Origin of the sequence: Mesorhizobium sp. B3-2-1, assembly GCF_006439515.1 — a bacterium.
Classification (GTDB): Bacteria; Pseudomonadota; Alphaproteobacteria; order Rhizobiales; family Rhizobiaceae; genus Mesorhizobium.
On record NZ_VFTI01000015.1, the window covers coordinates 58553 to 77408 of the forward strand.

General features: G+C 63.8%; 18 protein-coding genes and 1 pseudogene. 5 read left to right on the forward strand and 14 right to left on the reverse strand.

Features of this window, described 5'->3' with window-relative positions; all coding sequences use genetic code 11:
• Positions 1 to 18: 18 nt before the first annotated feature.
• Positions 19 to 312, reverse strand: a complete 294-nt coding sequence (locus FJW08_RS16990) for a DUF2849 domain-containing protein (protein ID WP_140811564.1) — start codon at positions 310 to 312, stop codon at positions 19 to 21.
• On the reverse strand, positions 309 to 1757 hold the full coding sequence (cysG, locus tag FJW08_RS16995) for a siroheme synthase CysG (protein WP_140811565.1): 1449 nt from the start codon (positions 1755 to 1757) through the stop codon (positions 309 to 311). Before cysG ends, FJW08_RS16990 begins: the two co-directional genes overlap by 4 nt.
• Positions 1758 to 2138: 381 nt before the next feature.
• Here cysG and FJW08_RS17000 point away from each other — a divergent pair, with 381 nt between their 5' ends.
• Both FJW08_RS17000 and FJW08_RS17005 read left to right on the forward strand, forming a co-directional pair.
• Entirely contained in the window at positions 2139 to 2588 is a 450-nt protein-coding gene (locus tag FJW08_RS17000) for a host attachment protein (protein WP_140811566.1), read from the forward strand.
• Between the two features lie 252 nt (positions 2589 to 2840).
• Positions 2841 to 3572, forward strand: a pseudogene (locus FJW08_RS17005) (NAD-binding protein); the annotation flags it as partial.
• Positions 3573 to 3597: 25 nt separating this feature from the next.
• On the opposite strand, the gene FJW08_RS17010 reads toward FJW08_RS17005, so the two are convergent.
• Complete coding sequence (locus tag FJW08_RS17010; RefSeq protein WP_140811567.1) at positions 3598 to 4407, reverse strand: helix-turn-helix transcriptional regulator; 810 nt, start codon at positions 4405 to 4407, stop codon at positions 3598 to 3600.
• A gap of 96 nt (positions 4408 to 4503) precedes the next feature.
• On the opposite strand from FJW08_RS17010, the gene FJW08_RS17015 reads away from it, so the two are divergent.
• The gene (locus FJW08_RS17015) at positions 4504 to 5424 is read left to right on the forward strand and encodes a zinc-binding dehydrogenase (RefSeq protein ID WP_140811568.1); all 921 of its coding nucleotides are present in this window, start codon (positions 4504 to 4506) and stop codon (positions 5422 to 5424) included.
• A 27-nt stretch (positions 5425 to 5451) separates the two neighbouring features.
• Here FJW08_RS17015 and FJW08_RS17020 read toward each other — a convergent pair whose 3' ends face one another.
• From FJW08_RS17020 to FJW08_RS17030, 3 genes are all read right to left on the reverse strand, one after another.
• Positions 5452 to 6204, reverse strand: a complete 753-nt coding sequence (locus FJW08_RS17020) for an SDR family oxidoreductase (protein ID WP_140756313.1) — start codon at positions 6202 to 6204, stop codon at positions 5452 to 5454.
• 78 nt (positions 6205 to 6282) lie between these two features.
• Positions 6283 to 8556 (reverse strand): transglycosylase domain-containing protein, encoded by a 2274-nt coding sequence (locus tag FJW08_RS17025; RefSeq protein ID WP_140811570.1) that lies wholly within the window; start codon positions 8554 to 8556, stop codon positions 6283 to 6285.
• 116 nt (positions 8557 to 8672) lie between these two features.
• The gene (locus FJW08_RS17030) at positions 8673 to 8924 is read right to left on the reverse strand and encodes a hypothetical protein (protein WP_140811571.1); all 252 of its coding nucleotides are present in this window, start codon (positions 8922 to 8924) and stop codon (positions 8673 to 8675) included.
• A 91-nt stretch (positions 8925 to 9015) separates the two neighbouring features.
• Between FJW08_RS17030 and FJW08_RS17035 the strand changes: the two genes are divergently transcribed.
• Positions 9016 to 9555: an inorganic diphosphatase gene (locus FJW08_RS17035; RefSeq protein ID WP_140756320.1), complete on the forward strand. Its 540-nt coding sequence runs from the start codon at positions 9016 to 9018 to the stop codon at positions 9553 to 9555.
• A 42-nt stretch (positions 9556 to 9597) separates the two neighbouring features.
• Here FJW08_RS17035 and FJW08_RS17040 read toward each other — a convergent pair whose 3' ends face one another.
• From FJW08_RS17040 to FJW08_RS17065, 6 genes are all read right to left on the reverse strand, one after another.
• Positions 9598 to 10608, reverse strand: a complete 1011-nt coding sequence (locus FJW08_RS17040; protein WP_140811572.1) for a lactonase family protein — start codon at positions 10606 to 10608, stop codon at positions 9598 to 9600.
• Positions 10609 to 10774: 166 nt separating this feature from the next.
• Positions 10775 to 10921, reverse strand: coding sequence for a hypothetical protein (locus FJW08_RS17045; RefSeq protein ID WP_140811573.1), 147 nt, complete (start codon positions 10919 to 10921; stop codon positions 10775 to 10777).
• 25 nt (positions 10922 to 10946) lie between these two features.
• Entirely contained in the window at positions 10947 to 11201 is a 255-nt protein-coding gene (locus tag FJW08_RS17050; protein WP_140811574.1) for a GlsB/YeaQ/YmgE family stress response membrane protein, read from the reverse strand.
• A 110-nt stretch (positions 11202 to 11311) separates the two neighbouring features.
• A complete protein-coding gene (locus tag FJW08_RS17055; protein ID WP_140756330.1) occupies positions 11312 to 11512 on the reverse strand; it encodes a hypothetical protein in 201 nt (66 codons plus the stop codon).
• A 41-nt stretch (positions 11513 to 11553) separates the two neighbouring features.
• Entirely contained in the window at positions 11554 to 12174 is a 621-nt protein-coding gene (locus tag FJW08_RS17060) for a ribonuclease D (RefSeq protein WP_140756332.1), read from the reverse strand.
• A gap of 148 nt (positions 12175 to 12322) precedes the next feature.
• Positions 12323 to 13714, reverse strand: a complete 1392-nt coding sequence (locus tag FJW08_RS17065) for a M20/M25/M40 family metallo-hydrolase (protein ID WP_181182949.1) — start codon at positions 13712 to 13714, stop codon at positions 12323 to 12325.
• Between the two features lie 428 nt (positions 13715 to 14142).
• Between FJW08_RS17065 and polA the strand changes: the two genes are divergently transcribed.
• Positions 14143 to 17100, forward strand: a complete 2958-nt coding sequence (gene polA / locus FJW08_RS17070) for a DNA polymerase I (RefSeq protein ID WP_181182950.1) — start codon at positions 14143 to 14145, stop codon at positions 17098 to 17100.
• 15 nt (positions 17101 to 17115) lie between these two features.
• Here the strand turns inward: polA and FJW08_RS17075 are convergent, their stop codons facing one another.
• Positions 17116 to 17520, reverse strand: coding sequence for a Fur family transcriptional regulator (locus FJW08_RS17075; RefSeq protein WP_140756338.1), 405 nt, complete (start codon positions 17518 to 17520; stop codon positions 17116 to 17118).
• A 237-nt stretch (positions 17521 to 17757) separates the two neighbouring features.
• Entirely contained in the window at positions 17758 to 18804 is a 1047-nt protein-coding gene (gene mgrA, locus FJW08_RS17080; RefSeq protein WP_140811578.1) for an L-glyceraldehyde 3-phosphate reductase, read from the reverse strand.
• Positions 18805 to 18856: the final 52 nt, after the last annotated feature.

An 18856-nucleotide genomic window follows, 5' to 3' on the forward strand; every position in this document is an offset into this window, starting at 1 on the left:
GCGTCCGCCCGTGTCTGGTTAGGCTGCCTGCGCAGCCTGCTTGCCGAGATCGTTGCGGATGGTGGGACCGGCGGCGCGGATCTTCTCGCGCAGCCGCACCGGCTCGACGACGCCGCCGACGACTTCCGCATCGATCAGATTGACGTCGACCACTTCATTGTCGGCGTGGGCCTTGGCGCCGATGGCCTCCAGCCGATCCTCGGCCGCCTTGTCGTGGGCAAGGTCAGCATGGTCCACCGTCTCGGCCCAGCCGCCGTCGGCGTACCAGACGGCAATGCCGTCGCCGAGGCGATTGGCGGTCAGTATCTTCATGGCTGAACTCCCTCGGCGGCCGCTACGGGCGCACTCTCATGCCTGTGTGCCGCGAGCGGCTCGGACCGCTCGAAATTGGCACCGGCGACGGCGTCGCCGATGATGGTCATGACCGGGCCGGACAGATCGGCGCGCGCTTCCAGCGACGGCAGGTCGGCAAGCGTGCCGTGGAAGCGTCGGCGATTGGTCAGGCTGGCATTCTCGACCACGGCGACCGCCGTGTCCGGCGACAGGCCGGCCTCGATCAGCCGACCGGCGACTTCGGCCGCGACCGAGCGGCCCATGTAGACGGCGACGGTAGCGCCGGAAATGGCGAGCTTGGCCCAGTCTGGCAACGAATTGCCCTTGAGATCGTGGCCGGTGGTGAACACCATCGAGGAGGACACACCGCGCAGCGTCAGCGGTAGTTCGAAATCTGCGGCAGCGGCGAAGGCTGCGGTGACGCCCGGAACCACCTCATAGGCGATGCCGGCATCGCGAAGCGCCGCCATCTCCTCGCCGGCGCGGCCGAACACCAGCGGATCGCCCGACTTCAGCCGCACGACGCGCTTGCCCTCAAGGCCAAGCTCCACCAGCAGCGCGTTGATTTCGGCCTGGCTCTTGGTATGGCAGCCCTTGCGCTTTCCCACCGGCAAGCGCTCGGCATCGCGGCGCCCCATGGCGACGACCGCCTCCGGCACCAGCGCGTCATGGACGATGACGTCGGCCTCCATCAGCAGACGATGCGCCCGCAGCGTGAGAAGGTCCTCGGCGCCGGGACCGGCGCCCACCAGGGCGATGTGGCCGCGAACCGGCGCGTCGGACAACAGCAGATCGGCGGCGGCTTCGTGCGCCTGCGAAAAATCGCCGGCCTCGATGGCGCGCGCTGGCGCTCCGCCGAAGAAGTCACTCCAGAAACGGCGGCGCACATTGCCCCTGGGCAATCTCGCGGCGGCATTGCGGAACGACGCGGCAAGCGCGGCCAGCGCCCCAAGCGACGGCGACAGCATGCGGTCGATGCGGCCGCGCAGCATCTGCGCCAGCACCGGACCCGCACCTTCGGTGCCGATGGCAATGGCGACCGGTGCGCGGTTGACCAGCGCCGGGGTGAAGAAATCGCAGAGGTCCGGCCGGTCGACGGCATTGACAGGAATGCCCAGCCGGCGCGCGTCGGCGGCTACGCGCCGATCGAGCGCCTCGTCGCCGCTGGCGGCGAACACCATCACGGCGCCTTCGAGTTGCGAGGCAACATACGCGCGGGCCACATGGTTCGCGCCGGTTTCGGCGATGAAGGTCAACAGCTCCGGCTCGGCATCGCTGGCGATGATGTGCAGAACGGCACTCGACTGGGCGATCAGCCGCGCCTTGGCCAGAGCCTCCTCGCCGCCGCCGACAATGGCCACGGCTTCGCCCTCGACCCGCATGAAGACGGGAAAGGCGTTGAGCTTGGTGGTGGCTTGCGGCATGATAATAGCAATCCGGGAACAGTTTCGCAGTTTTACGCCCAGGCGTAAAAAAGCAGAAGCAAAGCACTCGCGCATCCGGTGATGGCAGGCAATCGCTTTTTCGCAACCGCGAAGGGCAAGAGAAAAATATTCCACGCCCATGCCTTTGGCCAGGCCAGGTCGCCGAAATCGACCTTGATTTCAGGCGCTTCTAGCTGCCTGCGACCTGTCCGGAAAACAGTTTTTTCCAATTTCTACCATTTTAGTAGATTAAAGTCGTCTGGTGACGATTTCATGTTCGGCGCCCGGTCTGCACGGTTATTCGGTCCGTGGCGGGGGTTGGAACGTTGACGGGCGGAAACGCGTTCCCGGTATAGCCACCACGCAACAAGGAGCGTCCTCATGAACACGATCAAACTGAAGCATGGCATTTGGGTTCTGGTGGCCGACGGTGAAAAGGCGCTCCTGCTCAAGAACGGCGGCGACACCAAGTTTCCCAATCTTGAAGTCGTGCAGGTGATTGAACAGGAAAACCCGCCCACACGCGAACAGGGAAGCGACAGCCCCGGCCGATACAATGATGGCCCATCCATGCACCGCAGCGCGGTCGAGGATACCGACTGGCATCGCATAGGCAAGGAACGCTTCGCCGAGGAGATTGCCGCCCGGCTCTACAAACTCGCCCATGACGGCAAGTTCGACAGCCTTGTGCTTGTTGCCCCACCAGTGGTACTCGGCGCCATGCGCAAGAAGCTGCATAAGGAGGTAGCTGACAAGGTGACGGCCGAAATCCCGAAGACCATGACCAACCACGGCATCCCCGAGATCGAGGCGCTGTTGCAGGCAGCCTGATCGCCAGCAACGGATTGGTCGTCAAGGCGAATATCATAGCCGGCTCAAGCAGATCGGCGGCGTCTCGGTCCCCGGTCCAGCATTTTGTCGCCGCGCCATCGCTTTTCGCACCCTTTGCGGGTTGCATCACAGTTACGCCTTCCACCATGTTGCGAAACAGGCGGCGGCTTAGGGCCGCGCATATCCGACATCGCTGGCTTGAAAGGCGCTCCATAGACAATGCCGCATGACACGCCCCTTATCGCCACCATCAGCCTTGCGCAGATCGGCGAATTCTCCTTCATTCTGGCCGAACTCGGCGTCGGGCTGAAACTCCTGCCCGAGCAAGGCCGCGACCTGATCCTGGCCGGCGCCATCCTGTCGATCGTGCTCAACCCGTTGATGTTCCTGGTCATAGACTGGATGAAGCCGTGGCTCGAGGCCCGTGCCATCAGGACGGCGCCGCCGGCGGACACCAAGCCGGTCGGCCCGGCGACGGAACCGGGCCAGGTGGCCTCCGTCGCCGCAACCTCCAGCAAGGAAGACGGTCCTCCGCCGAGGACGACCCTTGCCGGCCATGCCATCCTCATCGGCTATGGCCGGGTCGGTGGCCTGGTCGGTGCCGCGCTGAAGGAAGCGGCACAGCCTTTCCTCGTCATCGAGGACGCCGACAAGACGCTGGCGAAGCTGAAAGCAGATGGCATCGAAACCATCGCCGGCAATGCCGCCAATGCGGAAGTCTTCGCCGCAGCCAACCCTGAAGGCGCCAAGCGGCTGATCCTTGCCATCCCCAATGCCTTCGAGGCCGGCCAGATCGTGCTGCGGGCACGCACCGCCAATCCCAACATCAATGTCATCGCCCGCGCCCATTCCGACGCCGAGGTCGAGCATCTGAAGGGGCTCGGCGCCGATACCGTGATCATGGGCGAACGCGAGATCGCGCGCGGCATTGTCGAAGAGGTGCTTGGCCACAAGCCGCGGGTCGGGGAACCGTCCGCTGCCTGAGCCGACGTGCCCACAGGCCGTTCAATCATGCCACGAATGCCGAACCGCCATTTTGCGCGACATCGCCGAGGTATTTTGCCGGGGGCTTGCCAAGCGCCTTCTTGAACATGGTGATGAAGGCAGTAACCGAGCCATAGCCGAGATCGCCCGAGACTTGCTGCACGCTGGCACCGGACGCCAGCTCCCGAATGGCGACGATCAGGTGCAATTGCTGGCGCCAGCGCCCGAAGCTCAAGCCAGTCTCCTTGACGACGAGACGCGCCAGACTGCTTTCGCTGAGCGCGACGCGGTTGGCCCATTGTGCCAACGTACTGCGATCGGCAGGGTCTTGCGCCAGCGCCTCGGCGATCCGCCTCAAGCGCGGCTCGGATGAAATCGGCAGATGCAGCTGCTGGACAGGCATGCGCGGCAGTTCTGCAAGCAGGGTCCTGGTCAAGAGATCATCCCTTGCCTGATCGTCCTGCACGCTGTCGGACAGCTCGACGATCAGTTCGCGCAGCAGCGGCGAGATCGAAAGCGTGCAGCACCGGTCCGGCAATTCGGCGGCTCCCGGCTCGATGTAGACGAAGAATATCCGGGCATTGGCCGTCGCGATGTTGCTGTGCTCCATGGCGCCGGGGATCCATACCCCGCAATGCGGCGGCACCATCCACAAGCCGCTCGGAACGCGGCATGTGACGCCGCCTCCGAGCGCAAAGACGAGCTGGCCTTTGCGGTGCCAATGGGCGGGTACCTCCGCTCTGGTCTCGGTGACGTCGACACGCACGGCGATGGCCGGCGCCAGCACGTCATCGACATCGAAATTGGGCCATGGGTAGCGAAGAGGCTGTCTCATGATTGACTGCTTTTAGCGATTAAATGCCAGGATAGCCAAATTCTTCAAGCGGGGAGGCCGATAAAGTTCCGGCCTCCAGCAAGAAGGTCCGTAACCATGCTCGCCTTAGTCATATCTTCCGACAGCGCCACCGGATTGAGGCTCGCCGAGGTCGAAGAACCTCGGCCCCTTGAGGACGAGGCGCTCGTCTCGGTGCACGCAAGCTCGTTGAATCGGGGGGAACTGCGCCTGCTGACCATCCGCTCGAACGGCTGGATACCCGGCCAGGATATCGTTGGGATTGTCGAACGCGCGGCCGCCGATGGGTCCGGGCCGGCCGCTGGCACCCGGGTCGCGGCTCTGGTCGACCAGGCAGGCTGGGCCGAACGGGTCGCCGTTTCAACCGACCGTCTCGCCGTCCTGCCGGATGAGGTCAGCTTCGTCTCGGCAGCTACGCTTCCGGTGGCGGGCACGACGGCGCTCAGGACCTTGCGCCATGGCGGTGACCTGGCCGGCCTAAAGATCCTGATCACCGGTGCAAGCGGTGCCGTCGGTCGCTTCCAGATCCAGATCGCCCGCGAGCAAGGCGCGTCGGTGACGGCCATCGCCGCCGCCCGGCACCACGAGGATCTGCGTGGACTGGGCGCCGATCGGATCGTCGAGTCGATCGAGTTCGCCGAGGGACCGTTTTCGCTGATCACCGAGTCGGTCGGCGGCAAGAGCCTCGCACACGCCATCGAACGCGTCGCCCCTGGCGGCACAATCGTCATGTTCGGTTCGAGCAGTGGTGAACTCACGCCGGTTGGGTTCCGTCAGTTCGTTCCGGGTCACGAAGGGGCGAGGCTTCAGACGTTCGCCTACTACACGTCCGGTTCGGCCATCGGCGCTGATATCGCCGCGCTGCTCACCCTGGTCGTCGCTGGCCGGCTGGATACCCGCATCGCCTTGACCGTGCCATGGACGGAAATCGGACAGGCCCTGGACGCACTGCGCCAGCGCGGCATCAGCGGCAAGGCCGTTCTCACCATCGGCAGTTGAGCCGGCCCCAGCCTGAAGTCGACCAGTTCAAACGTGCTGGCCGCCATTGATGTGGATTTCCGAGCCCGTGACGTAGGACGCCTGACCTGAGCAGAGGAAAAAGATGATGTCGGCGACCTCCGCCGTGGTGCCCAGGCGCCGCAGTGGGATGGTCTCGACGATCTTTTCCGTGCCCGGCGATAGGATCGCGGTATCGATCTCGCCCGGCGCGATGGCGTTGACGCGGATGCCGTGCGGGCCGAAGTCATGCGCCATCTCGCGTGTCAGCGAGCCGAGCGCCGCCTTCGACGTCGCATAGGCAGTGCCGGCGAAGGGATGCACGCGGGTGCCGGCGATCGACGTCACGTTGACGATCGAGCCCTTAGCCGCCGCCAATTCCTTGAACAGGCCGCGCGCCAGCATGATCGGCGCGAAGAAATTGACCTGGAACACGTCGCGCCAGACATGCATCGGCGTGTCGATCGAGTCCATGCGGCTGTTGCCATCCCCGAGCTTGGGCGAAATGCCGGCATTGTTGACCAGCGCGTGCAACTGCCCGCCATGCGCTTCGAGCCGATGACGGATCTCGGAGACCGCAATACCGACATCTTCCTGATCGGCGAGATCGACCTTGATGTGGTCCTCCGGACCGGCAGGCCACGGGCAATCCTCGGCGAAGGCCTGGCGCGAACAGGTGATGACGCGCCAGCCCTCGCGCGAAAAGCGCTTGACCGTGGCATGGCCGATACCGCGGCTGGCGCCCGTCAGCACGATGGTCTTTCTGGTGTCGGTTTCGGTCATGTCGCGGTCTCCGGGCTGGACATGTAGCCGAACGCAGCCGGGGTGGCGAGAGGCGGATTGACGCCGCTAGCCGGTTGCTCAGCCGCCGCCAAGAATATCCAGGATCGAGGTCTGCCGCTTCTTGAGCGGACCGCCGACGCTGCCTGGCGGCACCGGATGTCCGACCGAAGCCGTGGTGCCGCCATCCGCCGGCATGTTGAAGCCATCGGCATCGACGGTCTGGGCAGGCCGCGCCGCACGGACCGGCGCTGGCGTCGCCGGTGCCGCCGCTTGCGCGGCCGGCGCTTGCTGTCCAACCGAAGCCGACGGAACCGGTGCCGGCTGGTTGTTGTCTGCCGAGGGAATGTCGTCGGGTACTATCGTGTCCGCCGGCGTCGACTTCCAGGTGCCGGGCAGCGGCCGCACCGGCACGCCCTCATGCGCGGCGACCATGAATTCATGCCAGGCCTGTGCCGGCAACGCGCCGCCGGTGACCTTCTTCATCGCCGTGCCGTCGTCATTGCCGAACCACACGCCGGTGGTGAGATTGGCGGTGTAGCCGACGAACCAGGCGTCGCGCGAATTCTGGCTGGTGCCGGTCTTGCCGGCCGACGGCCAGGCGAAGGCCGCCTTCTTGGCGGTGCCGATCTCGACCGTGCCGGTCATCATCGAGTTCATCATGCCGACGATCTCGGGTTTTACGACACGTGGCGCGGCGCCGCCGGCGGCGTCGTAAAGCACCTTACCCTCGGCGGTCGTGATGCGGCGGATGAAATGGATGTCGGGTTTGTAACCGCCATTGGCGAAAGGCACATAGGCCGAGGTCAGTTCCAGCGGCGTCACTTCCGACGTGCCGAGCGCGATCGAGGTATTGGCCTGCAAATCGGACTGGATGCCCATGCGGTGCGCGGCTTCGACGACCGCGTTCGGCCCGACCTCCATGGTCAATTGCGCCGCAACCGAGTTCAGCGATTTGGCCAGCGCCGTCGCCAGGGTGACCTTGCCAAAGTACTTGCCGCCGTAATTGTCCGGCGTCCAGTTGCCGATCTTGATCGGCGCATCGTTGCGGATACTATCGGGCGTACGGCCGGCCTCGAGCGCAGCCATATAGACGAACGGCTTAAACGCGGAGCCTGGCTGCCGGCGCGCCTCCGAGGCACGGTCGAACTGGCTGGTCGAATAATCGTAGCCGCCGACCATGGCGCGCACCGCGCCGGAATCGTCTATCGACACCAGCGCGCCCTGGGTGACGTTAAGCTTCTTGCCGCTGTCGTCGATCAGCCGGCGGATCGACTGTTCGGCGAGTTTCTGCAGGTTCAGGTCGACGGTGGAGTCGATGACGATATCGCCGCGCACGTCGCCGATCAGGTCGGGCAGTTCTTCCATGATGGTGTCGGCGACATAGTTTTCCGAGCCGGTCCAGTAGGACGGCGAGCGCGTCGCCGGCGCGCTCAGCGCCGTCTTCAGTTCCTTCTCGCTGATCTTGCCCTCCTGGCGCATGGCGGCGAGCACCAGTTGCGAGCGCTCTTCGGCGGCCTTGGGATCGCGCGCCGGCGACAGCCGCGAGGGCGCCTTCAGCAGGCCAGCCAGGAGTGCGGCTTCCGACAGAGTGACGTCGCGCGCGCTCTTGCCGAAATATCGCCGCGAGGCCGCCTCGACACCATAGGCGCCAGAGCCGAAATAGACCCGGTTGAGGTACATTTCGAGGATCTGGTCCTTGGTGTGCTTGTGCTCCAGCCACAGCGCCAGCAGCACCTCCTGCACCTTGCGCTCCAGCGTGCGGTCAGGCTTCAGGAACAGGTTTTTCGCCAGCTGCTGCGTCAACGTCGAACCACCTTGCGAGAAGTGCCCACCGATGAGGTTGGTCACCATGGCACGCGACAGGCCGATCGGATCGACCCCGAAATGCGAATAGAAACGGCGGTCCTCGATGGCGATCACCGCCTCGGGAATATAAGGCGACATTTCGTGCAGGCCGACCGCTTCACCACCGCTCATGCCCCTGTTGGCGAGCAACTGCCCGTCGGCCGAGACGATCTTGATGTTGGGCGCACGGTCGGGGATCGACCAGGTCGTGGCCGCGGGCATCTTGGCGCCGTAATAGATGACGACGCCCGCCACCGCGATGCCGCCCCATATGGCGAGCACGAAACACCAGTAGACCAGTCGGCCGAGCACGCCGAACAGGCCGCGCCCGCTTCCGCTGCGCCTTCCCCGCGACGATTTCCCCTTCGATGATTTGCGTTTGGCGGAGGCTTTGCGATTGCTCGGCACGACGCGGTCCTCCTCGCTCACCGAAAGACCCGTCTGGGATCTCGCTCGTGGCGGCCCTTCGAAGCTGGGCTCGATGCGACTGTCTCTGCGGTTCGCCATGCGCTGCGCTTGATGTCCCCGGTGCCAATGGCGCTCGGGTTGAAGAGTAGATGCGGCGATTTAAGGGCGGGTTAAGCAGGCCTCCGGCCAAGCCGTTGAAATCCGTTAGGAATTTGTTAATCCTCTTCTCCCGTCACCTGGTGATCCCAACGAGCGCCCTTATTGTCTTCCCTGCGTTTTTCGATCTCATAGGTCAGCCATCGGCAGAACATGCCGGCAATCGACGTCGTCGCGCCGACAAGCAGACAGGTGGTCAGCAGCGGGCTTTTGGAAGCGCTTGACCAACTGACGATGGCCAGCAGCACAACGCTCAGAGTTGAAATCAAATAACCCACGCCCTTGAGCAAGTGCAAAGAAGCCTTTGTCATCTCCTGGAACCTCCTCGGCCTGTTCCTCGGAACATTCATTGCGCCTTGGAGTTCCAATCCCGGACCAGCCGGAACGCGACAGAGGCACCTCATGCCCGACTATCTCAAGCTGCCGACGACGACGAAGGGCCTTGTCAGAGTCGTCATCGAAACCCCGCGCGGTGCAGCGGCCAAGGTAGCCTATGAGCCGGCTACCCAGGTATTCGGCTATGTCCGCCCTTTGCCGGTCGGAATGACGTACCCCTACGATTGGGGGTTTATTCCCTCCACATTGGGGGACGATGGCGATCCCCTGGATGGACTTGTCATCCATCAGGCCGCCACGGGTTCCGGCACCGTCATCAAATGCGACCTTTTGGGTGCGCTGCGGGTCAAGCAGAAGGATCAGGGCGGCGAGGCCCTGCGCAACGACCGTTACGTCTTCTGTCCTCACCGGGAAGACGCTGCGGACGAGCCGGTGGCTGCGGACCATGTGCCCGAGCGTCTCAGGCGCGAGATCGAACAGTTCTTTCTGTCGTCGGTGCTTGGGACCGGCAAAACCATCAAGTTCAAAGGCTGGCAGGATGCCGATGAGGCGCACAGGGCAATCAAGAAGGGGATGAAGGCCTTTGCTGCCAGGTCGCGGAAGTAGGCATGGCCACTTTCTGGTGCCTTGTTCCGCTCGATCAGGCGCTTAAGGATGCGCCACGCCTGGCTCGATCCCCGACATTGTCTTTCCGACAATCGACGCCAGCGGATAGAAGGCCAGCGCCTGCTCCTCGCAGGTGACCGCAACGACACTGTTCGAACGGTCGATGTCGAGACCCTTTGGACCGCCTTCCTCGACACTGGCCCTGCCCCGCAGAAAGGTCTCCTCGTCGAGCACGCCGACCGAACGCACAGGGCCGCGTCGCCCGGTCCAGCCGTCGCCGCGTTCATAGACATGCACCGCCGGGCTGCCGGCATCGGCCACGAGGATTTGCCGGTCATCCCTGGTGAAGCGCAGGCCATGTGGAAAGCCGGCATCTTGCAGGATGCCGACAGGCTCGCTCTTCGGCCCAAGAGATGAGGACATCCGGTAAAGCTTCACGTCCCTCGTGCCATGGCTGCTGACGGCAATCCATTCGCCGTCATGGCTGATTGCGATCCCGTCGGGTATGTCGAGGCCGTTGCTGAGCAATGGCTGGTTCCTGACTGTCCGATGGCCAAGCCAGCGGAGGGCCACGTGCCGGGTGACCAGATGCGTGTAGTTGTTGCAGACCAGCAGGCTGACGCGGCCGCCGGACTCGCGCCGGACGACGACCGAGCCCGGTGTCCTGAGTTTGCAGAAAGGCTTGCCGTCGATCCGCCGAAGCGCGGTGATCTCCCGGTGCTGGCCCGCCATGCTTTCCATGGGCAGGGCAAATATCGCAAGCTGCCCATCGCGGTTGGCAACCACCAGGGTCTTGTCATCGATGAAATCGAGGCCATGGACCTCGCCTATGCCGTCCGACCTCAGTTCCATGAAATCATGGATGGTGACGTCAGGACCATCAGGCCGCATCTCGACATCGATACGCAGGAGCAGGCAGCGTTTGCGCGCGAAGGCGGCGATCGCCAGCAGCCGGTTGCCGGGCGAAAAGCGCAGATCCTCGGTGCGTCTTATGGCCGAAAGCGCTGCCCGAACGGCTTGGCTGGCCCTGAATGCGACGGGAGGTATCGTCATGCAACCCCCACCGAGCTCGGGCATTGGAAGATCCGTCTTGCAGACCCCGACCACGGACGAACCCCCGCACAGCCCCTGGATTTCGGGCCGACCTTGCCCTCGCGCTTGTCGATCAAAGGCTGCCCGCCATCCGGAGAATCAAACGACATGCCAGTCGAGCGTAGGCTCAGTTCTGCTGGATCGAAATGCCCTTGTCGTCGATTTTGAGTTCGACGCCTTTCGGCCTGGTCTGCTCGCGATAGACGTAGGCGCCCAGCGCGATGACCACGACGATGAGCCCGCCAATGATGAGATAGAGCGTGTTCTGCTTCATGGCGCGCCTTTTGCCGTGCCGAGCCTCAGGCTCGTTTCAGGACCTTGACCAGCACCAAAAGGATGATGGCGCCGATCGTTGCGTGGATGATGGAGGCGATGATGCCGCCGCCGATGGAGAAGCCGATCCGCAGGAACAGCCAGCCGGCGATGAACGCGCCGACGATGCCGACGATAATGTTGCCGATCAGCCCGAAGCCGAAACCCGAAACGATAACACCGGCGAGCCAGCCGGCGATGGCACCAATGATGATGAAGACGAGAAGGCTTTCGGCACCCATAGCGGTTCCCCCGAGCAAGAGGACGAGCACGGAGCGGAAGGCTCCGAATCGGCCCCGATATCAACGGCTTCAGCCTATGCGAAAGCCCCCAGCCTCGCCAGCGGGCGCGCTCACTGGTCGTCGTCGCCGGCGGTGGGCCGCCAGCTGGTCGGCTCGACCTTCTTTTGCGTGTGGCTGTCGGTGTAGACCCACCAGCCGCCGTCGCGGTATTGCGCTATGGATTCATTGAGGACGCCATCACTGTCCTTCCAGGTGACGGTGACCTTGGAGCCGTCGGTCGGCGCGGTCGATATCGGCTTTCTGTCCGCCATCTCATCCCCTTCTTCCAGCCGGTTGATCGCCACGAGGGCCATCAGCTGTGAGCGAAGATATCCTCTTCGTCCCAGCCCATCAGGTCAAGCTTGGCCCGTGTCGGCAGGAAGCGGAAACAGGCGTCCGCCTCCTTGGTGCGCCCCTCGCGCGCCAGCCGCCCGGCCAGCACGTCGCGCAACCGATGCAGATAGAGCACGTCCGAGGCCGCATATTCGAGCTGCTCGGGCGACAGCGTTTCGGCCGCCCAATCCGACGATTGCTGCGCCTTGGACAGGCCGACGCCGAGAAGCTCGAAGCAGATGTCCTTCAGCCCATGCCGGTCAGTGTAGGTGCGCGTCAGCCGTGAGGCGATCTTGGTGCAGAACACCGGCTCGGACATTACGCCAAACGCGTTGTAGAGCACGGCGAGATCGAAGCGACCGTAGTGGAACAGCTTGGTGATGGTGCGGTTCCTCAACAGGCTGACAAGGTTCGGCGCCTTCTTCTGGCCCGGCGCGATCTGGATGACATCGGCGCTGCCGTCGCCAGGCGAAATCTGCACCACGCAGAGCCGGTCACGGTGTGGGTTGAGGCCGAGCGTTTCCGTATCGATGGCCACCGCCGCGACATCGTAGCGGGAGAGGTCAGGCAGATCGTTTTTATGGAAGCGGATATCGCTCATCGTCTTCTCCGGGTCGCGGCCTTCGGCGTCGCGCATCCATCGAAGAAGCGCACACGCGCTCCGACACATTGCGCTGTCGACCCGTCCTCGCCGTGATCGGCGGAAAAATCAACAGAAAGTTGTTTTCCGCCGTCCAGGGTTGTCCGCCTTACCGTGTCAGCGCGTCCAGAATGCGCACCCAGGAGCGCTGGCCCTTGTGGAAAGAGCTGAGCTCGTATTTCTCGTTGGGCGAGTGGATGCGGTCGTCGTCGAGGCCGAAGCCGACCAGCAGCGATTCCATGCCGAGATAGGTCTGGAAGTCGCCCACCACCGGAATGGAGCCGCCGCTGCCGGTCGTCACCGCGGGCTTTGGCCATTCGTCCGAAAGCGCGGTCTTGGCCTTGGCCAGGAACGGCGAGTCGTAGGAAAGCTGGATTGCCGGTGAACCGCCATGAGCATGGAATTCGACCGAGCAATCGGCCGGGATGCGCTCCTTGACGAATTTCTGGAAAGCTGCGCGGATCTTCTTCGGATCCTGCTTGTGGACGAGGCGGAAAGACACCTTTGCCGAGGCTTCCGCCGCGATCACCGTCTTGAAACCCTTGCCGGTGTAGCCGCCGATGATGCCGTTGAATTCGGCGGTCGGCCGCGCCCAGGTCAATTCCAGCACCGAGCGGCCTTTTTCGCCCGATGGGATCGACAGGCCGACAGGTCCGAGGAAGGTTTCGGCCGTCTCGCCCAGCGTCTCCCATGATTTCAGCACCTGCGATGGCGTTTCCTCGACACCGTCATAGAAGCCCGGGATGGTGATATGACCGTCCTTGTCGTGAATGTCGGCAAGCACCTTGGCCAGGATGCGGATCGGGTTGGCGGCAGCGCCGCCATAGAGGCCCGAATGCAGGTCGCGATCGGCGGCCTTCACCGTGATCTCCGCGCCGACCAGGCCGCGCAGCCCGACGCAGATCGACGGCGTGTCGCGGTCCCACATGCTGGTATCGCAGACCAGCGCGAAGTCGGCCTTGAGCTCCTCGGCATTGGCCTCGAGGAACGGCTTCAGCGAGGGCGAGCCGGATTCCTCCTCGCCTTCGAACAGGATGGTGACCCGGCATGGCAGACCGCCATGCACCTGTTTCCAGGCACGGCATGCCTCGACGAAGGTCATTAGCTGACCCTTGTCGTCGGCCGAGCCGCGCCCGGTGATGATCCTGCGACCAGCTTCGACCTCCTTGATCGCGGGGGCGAAGGGGTCGTTTTCCCACAGTTCAATCGGATCGACCGGCTGAACGTCATAGTGGCCGTAGAACAGCACATGCGGCGCGCCGGCCGGCCCGTCGTGATGCGCAACCACCATCGGGTGTCCAGGCGTGTCGCGCACGCTGGCGTCGAAGCCGATCAGCTTGAGTTCCGCCATCAGCCATTCCGCCGCTTTGCGGCAATCGGCGACATAGGCTGGATCGGTGGAGATCGACTTGATCCCGAGCAGGCCGAAGAGCCGTTCGAGGCTCTGGTCGAGGTTCTGGTCGAGACGGTCGAGGACGGGGGAAACTGCGGACATTTGCATAGCCTTTCGATTCAGTGCCGGAACCGTAAAGGCAGAGCGGCGAAACGAAAAGCCGGGACGATTGGACCACGGCCCAGGACGGTCGCCGCAGACAAAAAAAGCCGCCGTGGTGGAGGGGGAACCACGGCGGCCTTTTACTCGAAACGATGCGGCAGCCCGGAGAGGGGGGATAGGCTGCCGCAGGTGTCCGGTATAGGCGGGGGACGGGCCTTGCTCCGGACTTCGGCGAAAATTGCCGATGAGCCGTATTTGGGTCTCTGAACATGGCGATTCAAGGGCACGAACGTTACACTTTTGTAACGTGCCCGTGAGCGGGCTTGTATAGGCCGATCTGTCAGGGTCCCGATCTGTCAGGGTGTTGACGGAACCTGTATCTGGCGATGTCTTTGGCATGGACCAAGCCATCGCGCCGCGCTATCCCTGCCGGCATGAAAAAAGGCGATCATCTCTTCCTCATTGACGGCTCTGGCTACATCTTCCGGGCCTATCACGCACTGCCGCCGCTGACCCGCAAGTCCGACGGCCTGCCGGTCGGCGCCGTTTCCGGCTTCTGCAACATGCTGTGGAAGCTGATGCAGGATGCCCGCAACACCGATGTGGGCATTGTGCCGACGCATTTCGCCGTCATTTTCGATTATTCCTCGAAAACCTTCCGCAACGACCTCTATCCCGAATACAAGGCGAACCGTTCGGCGCCGCCCGAGGACCTGATCCCGCAATTCGGCCTGATCCGCCAGGCAACCAGGGCCTTCAACCTCCCTTGTCTCGAGATGGAAGGCTTCGAGGCCGACGATCTCATCGCCACTTACTGCCGGCTGGCCTGCGAGGCCGGTGGCGACACCACCATCATCTCATCCGACAAGGACCTGATGCAGCTGGTTGGCGACACGGTCGGCATGTACGACCCGATGAAGGATCGCCAGATCGGCATCCCCGAAGTCGTCGAGAAATGGGGCGTGCCGCCGGAAAAGATGATCGACCTCCAGGCGCTGACCGGCGACTCCGTCGACAATGTGCCTGGAGTGCCCGGCATCGGGCCAAAGACCGCGGCGCAACTGCTCGAGCAGTTCGGCGATCTCGACGGATTGCTCGCCCGCGCCAGCGAGATCAAACAGGAGAAAAGGCGGGAATCGATCATCGCCAACGCCGACAAGGCGCGCATCTCGCGCCAGCTGGTGACGCTGAAGAACGATGTGCCGGTGGCCGAGGGGCTGGACGATTTCGTGCTGCATGCGCCCGACGGGCCGAGGCTGATCGGTTTCCTCAAGACCATGGAATTCACCTCGCTGACCCGCCGCGTCGCGGAAGCGACCGGCACCGAGGCCGGCGACGTCCAGGCCGTCGCCGTGGCCGTCGAACGCGCCGATAACGCGCATGGCCCCGATGTCGGCGCCGGAACGCCGCCCGTTGTCCGAAACGGGGCGGGCTCCGAGCCTGGCCAGACTGCTGAAGCCGAGACGGCGGAAAAGCCAAAACAGGGTGACACCCCTTCGCTGCTCGCTGCATTGCGGCTGGAGAGCGCGGCGACACGCAAGATCGATATCTCGGCCTATCAGTGCATCCGCGATATCGCGACGCTGAAAGCCTGGGTCGCCGAGGCGCGCGAGGCCGGTATCGCTGCCTTCGACGTCCGAGCCACCTCCACCGATCCGATGCAGGCCGAACTGATCGGCATGGCAATGGCCACGGCACCCGGCCGCGCCGGCTACATTCCCTTCACCCACAAGAGCGGCAACGGTGACCTGCTCGGCGGCGGCACGCTCGAAAACCAGATACCGCTTCGCGAGGCGCTGGCGGTGCTGAAACCGCTGCTTGAGGACAGGTCGGTCCTCAAGATCGCGCAGAACCTGAAATATGATCTGGTCATCATGAGCCGCTACGGCATCGATGTCGCGCCCTTCGACGACACCATGCTGATCTCCTACGTGCTCGACGCCGGCACTCCGCACGGCCACGGCATGGATGCCCTGGCCGACAAATGGCTTGGCCATACGCCTCTTCAGCTCAAGGACGTGACCGGTTCCGGCAAGAGCTCCGTCGGTTTCGACCAGGTCGACATCGACAAGGCGACCGCTCACGCCGCCGAGGATGCCGACGTGACGCTGCGGCTGTGGCTGGTGCTGAAGCCGCGGCTTGCCGCCAAGGGCCTGGTCTCGGTCTATGAACGCCTCGAGCGGCCGCTAGTGCCGGTGCTGGCGCGCATGGAACAGCGCGGCATTTCGGTCGACCGGCAAATCCTGTCGCGGCTTTCGGGCGAGCTAGCGCAAGGTGCAGCCCGGCTCGAAGAGGAAATCTACCTGCTCATCGGCGAGCGCATCAATATCGGCTCGCCCAAGCAGCTCGGTGATATCCTGTTCGGCCGCATGGGCCTGCCCGGCGGCTCCAAGACCAAGACCGGCCAGTGGTCGACCTCGGCGCAACTGCTCGAAGACCTTGCGGCCGAAGGCCACGAACTGCCGCGCAAGATCGTCGACTGGCGCCAGTTGACCAAGCTGAAATCGACCTACACCGACGCACTGCCGGGCTTCGTCAACCCCGAAACCAAGCGCGTCCACACCTCCTACGCGCTGGCCGCGACGACGACCGGCCGTCTGTCGTCTTCCGACCCGAACCTCCAGAACATCCCCGTGCGCACGGCTGAAGGCCGCAAGATCAGGACTGCCTTCATCACCGACAAGAGCCACCGACTGGTGTCGGCCGACTACAGCCAGATCGAACTGCGCGTGCTCGCCCATGTCGCCGAAATCCCGCAATTGCGGCAGGCCTTTGCGGATGGCGCCGACATCCACGCCATCACAGCGTCTGAAATGTTCAACGTGCCGGTGCAGGGCATGCCGTCGGAAGTGCGCCGCCGCGCCAAGGCGATCAATTTCGGCATCATCTATGGCATTTCGGCTTTCGGCCTTGCCAACCAGCTGTCGATCCCGCGCGAGGAGGCGAGCGCCTACATCAAGAAGTATTTCGAGCGCTTCCCCGGCATCCGCGACTATATCGAGGAGACCAAGGCCTATGCCCGCGAGCACGGCTTTGTCGAGACGATCTTCGGCCGCCGCATCCACTATCCCGATATAAGGTCCTCCAACCCCTCGATCCGCGCGTTCAACGAACGCGCCTCGATCAACGCCCGCCTGCAAGGCACCGCCGCCGACATCATCCGCCGCGCCATGATCCGCATGGAGGAAGCCTTGGACAAGGCCAAGCTGTCCGCCCGCATGCTCTTGCAGGTGCATGATGAACTGATCTTCGAGACGGTCGAGGCGGAAGTCGAGGCGACGATCCCCGTCGTGCGCCACGTCATGGAAAACGCGGCGATGCCGGCGGTGTCGATGTCGGTGCCGCTGCATGTCGACGCACGGGCCGCCAACAACTGGGACGAGGCGCACTGACGGTAGCGAAGGCCTTCAGGCTGCTTGCGCCGAACACTTCGCGCACGTCCCGCGAAATTCGATCACCGCCTTCCTGGCGGCGAAGCCGGTCGAGTTAACCCATTCGTTCAACCGGTGGTCGACGTCGTGATCGGACATTTCGGTTACTTGCCCGCAGCTGTCGCAAATGGCGAAGGCAGTCATCGAGTGACTGTGGTCGTGCGGCTCGGCGCAGGCGACGAAGGAGTTGATGCTTTCCAGCCGATGCACGAAGCCTGACTTCACCAGCGTGTCGAGCGCGCGATAGACTTGCAATGGCGCGCGAAAACCGCGCTCGCGCAGCTGGTCGAGCAAGGTGTAGGCGCTGAGCGGCCCGCTGGCGGTCTCGAGTTTCTCGAGCACGCACAGCTGGTTTTTCGTCAGCACATCCCTTGCCGCCATGGCTCTGTTCCAACCTGTCCTGCGCCATCCATGGGCTGTTTGCTCACGCAAACGGCCTGATCCCATTCAGATAGCGACGAACCGCCTTCTTTGCTACTCTTCTGTTGCTATCCCGAGCCGGTCGATGACATGCCGGCACAATGGTGGCGGCAGGATTGATAGCGGAGCGACGTTCCGCTTCCATGCAAAACGGCGGGACAGGTCCCGCCGTTTTGCTTTGCCGCCTTGCGAGGCGGACTATTTCCTCGGCGGGCCTTTGCGCTCGGCGGAGGCAGCCCACAGATTGATGTCGGACTCGCGCGCGTAAGTGTCGATTTCGGCCAGCTCGGCATCGCTGAAGTCGAGCACCTTGAGCGCGCCGACGCAGTCCTCGACCTGCTCCGGCCGGCTGGCGCCGATCAGCGCCGACGTCACCTTGCCCCTGCGCAGCACCCAGGCCAGCGCCATCTGCGCCAGCGTCTGGCCACGCTTGTCGGCGATCGCGTTGAGCGCCTTGATGTTGGCGATGGTGCGGTCATTGATGAAAGCAGTCTTCAGCGACTTGCCCTGGGACGCCCGGCTGCCGTCGGGAATGCCGCCAAGATATTTGTCGGTCAGCATGCCTTGCGCCAATGGCGAGAACACGATGGAGCCGACGCCGAGCCCTTCGAGCGTGTCGAGCAGCCCGTCTTCCTCGACCCAGCGGTTCAGCATCGAATAGCTCGGCTGGTGGATGACGCAGGGCGTGCCGAGTTGCCTCAATAGGTCGGCGGCCTCGCGGGTGCGCTGCGAATTGTAGGACGAGATGCCGGCATAGAGCGCCTTGCCCGAACGCACCGCATGGTCGAGCGCGCCCATGGTTTCTTCGAGCGGCGTGTCGGGATCGAAGCGGTGCGAATAGAAGATGTCGACATAGTCGAGGCCCATCCGCTTCAAGCTCTGGTCGAGGCTGGCCAGCACGTATTTGCGCCCGCCCCATTCGCCGTAGGGGCCTCCCCACATCTCGTAGCCGGCCTTGGTCGAGATGATCAGTTCGTCGCGATAGGCGGAAAAATCGGTGCGCAGGATCTCGCCGAACGCCGTCTCGGCCGACCCGGGCGGCGGCCCATAATTGTTGGCCAGGTCGAAATGGGTGATGCCGAGGTCGAAGGCCTTGCGCACAATCGCCTGCTTGGTCCGATGCGGCGTGTCATCGCCGAAATTGTGCCACAGCCCGAGCGAGATCGCCGGCAGCTTGAGGCCGGACCGCCCGCAGCGGCTGTAGATCATTTTCTCGTAGCGGTTTTCAGCGGCGATATAGGGCATGGAAAATCCTCGAATCTGAACGGATGGGGCACCGTCATCGCAGAGGCGATGA

Coding starts and splice junctions, on each gene's coding strand:
- cysG (WP_140811565.1), bottom strand. CDS start 1,757: ATGCCGCAAGCCACCACCAAGCTCAACGCCTTTCCCGTCTTCATGCGG.
- FJW08_RS17020 (WP_140756313.1), bottom strand. CDS start 6,204: ATGACCGAAACCGACACCAGAAAGACCATCGTGCTGACGGGCGCCAGC.
- FJW08_RS17060 (WP_140756332.1), bottom strand. CDS start 12,174: ATGAGCGATATCCGCTTCCATAAAAACGATCTGCCTGACCTCTCCCGC.
- FJW08_RS17025 (WP_140811570.1), bottom strand. CDS start 8,556: ATGGCGAACCGCAGAGACAGTCGCATCGAGCCCAGCTTCGAAGGGCCG.
- FJW08_RS17035 (WP_140756320.1), top strand. CDS start 9,016: ATGCCCGACTATCTCAAGCTGCCGACGACGACGAAGGGCCTTGTCAGA.
- FJW08_RS17040 (WP_140811572.1), bottom strand. CDS start 10,608: ATGACGATACCTCCCGTCGCATTCAGGGCCAGCCAAGCCGTTCGGGCA.
- polA (WP_181182950.1), top strand. CDS start 14,143: ATGAAAAAAGGCGATCATCTCTTCCTCATTGACGGCTCTGGCTACATC.
- FJW08_RS17000 (WP_140811566.1), top strand. CDS start 2,139: ATGAACACGATCAAACTGAAGCATGGCATTTGGGTTCTGGTGGCCGAC.
- FJW08_RS17015 (WP_140811568.1), top strand. CDS start 4,504: ATGCTCGCCTTAGTCATATCTTCCGACAGCGCCACCGGATTGAGGCTC.
- FJW08_RS16990 (WP_140811564.1), bottom strand. CDS start 312: ATGAAGATACTGACCGCCAATCGCCTCGGCGACGGCATTGCCGTCTGG.
- FJW08_RS17045 (WP_140811573.1), bottom strand. CDS start 10,921: ATGAAGCAGAACACGCTCTATCTCATCATTGGCGGGCTCATCGTCGTG.
- FJW08_RS17075 (WP_140756338.1), bottom strand. CDS start 17,520: ATGGCGGCAAGGGATGTGCTGACGAAAAACCAGCTGTGCGTGCTCGAG.
- mgrA (WP_140811578.1), bottom strand. CDS start 18,804: ATGCCCTATATCGCCGCTGAAAACCGCTACGAGAAAATGATCTACAGC.
- FJW08_RS17030 (WP_140811571.1), bottom strand. CDS start 8,924: ATGACAAAGGCTTCTTTGCACTTGCTCAAGGGCGTGGGTTATTTGATT.
- FJW08_RS17010 (WP_140811567.1), bottom strand. CDS start 4,407: ATGAGACAGCCTCTTCGCTACCCATGGCCCAATTTCGATGTCGATGAC.
- FJW08_RS17050 (WP_140811574.1), bottom strand. CDS start 11,201: ATGGGTGCCGAAAGCCTTCTCGTCTTCATCATCATTGGTGCCATCGCC.
- FJW08_RS17055 (WP_140756330.1), bottom strand. CDS start 11,512: ATGGCGGACAGAAAGCCGATATCGACCGCGCCGACCGACGGCTCCAAG.
- FJW08_RS17065 (WP_181182949.1), bottom strand. CDS start 13,714: ATGCAAATGTCCGCAGTTTCCCCCGTCCTCGACCGTCTCGACCAGAAC.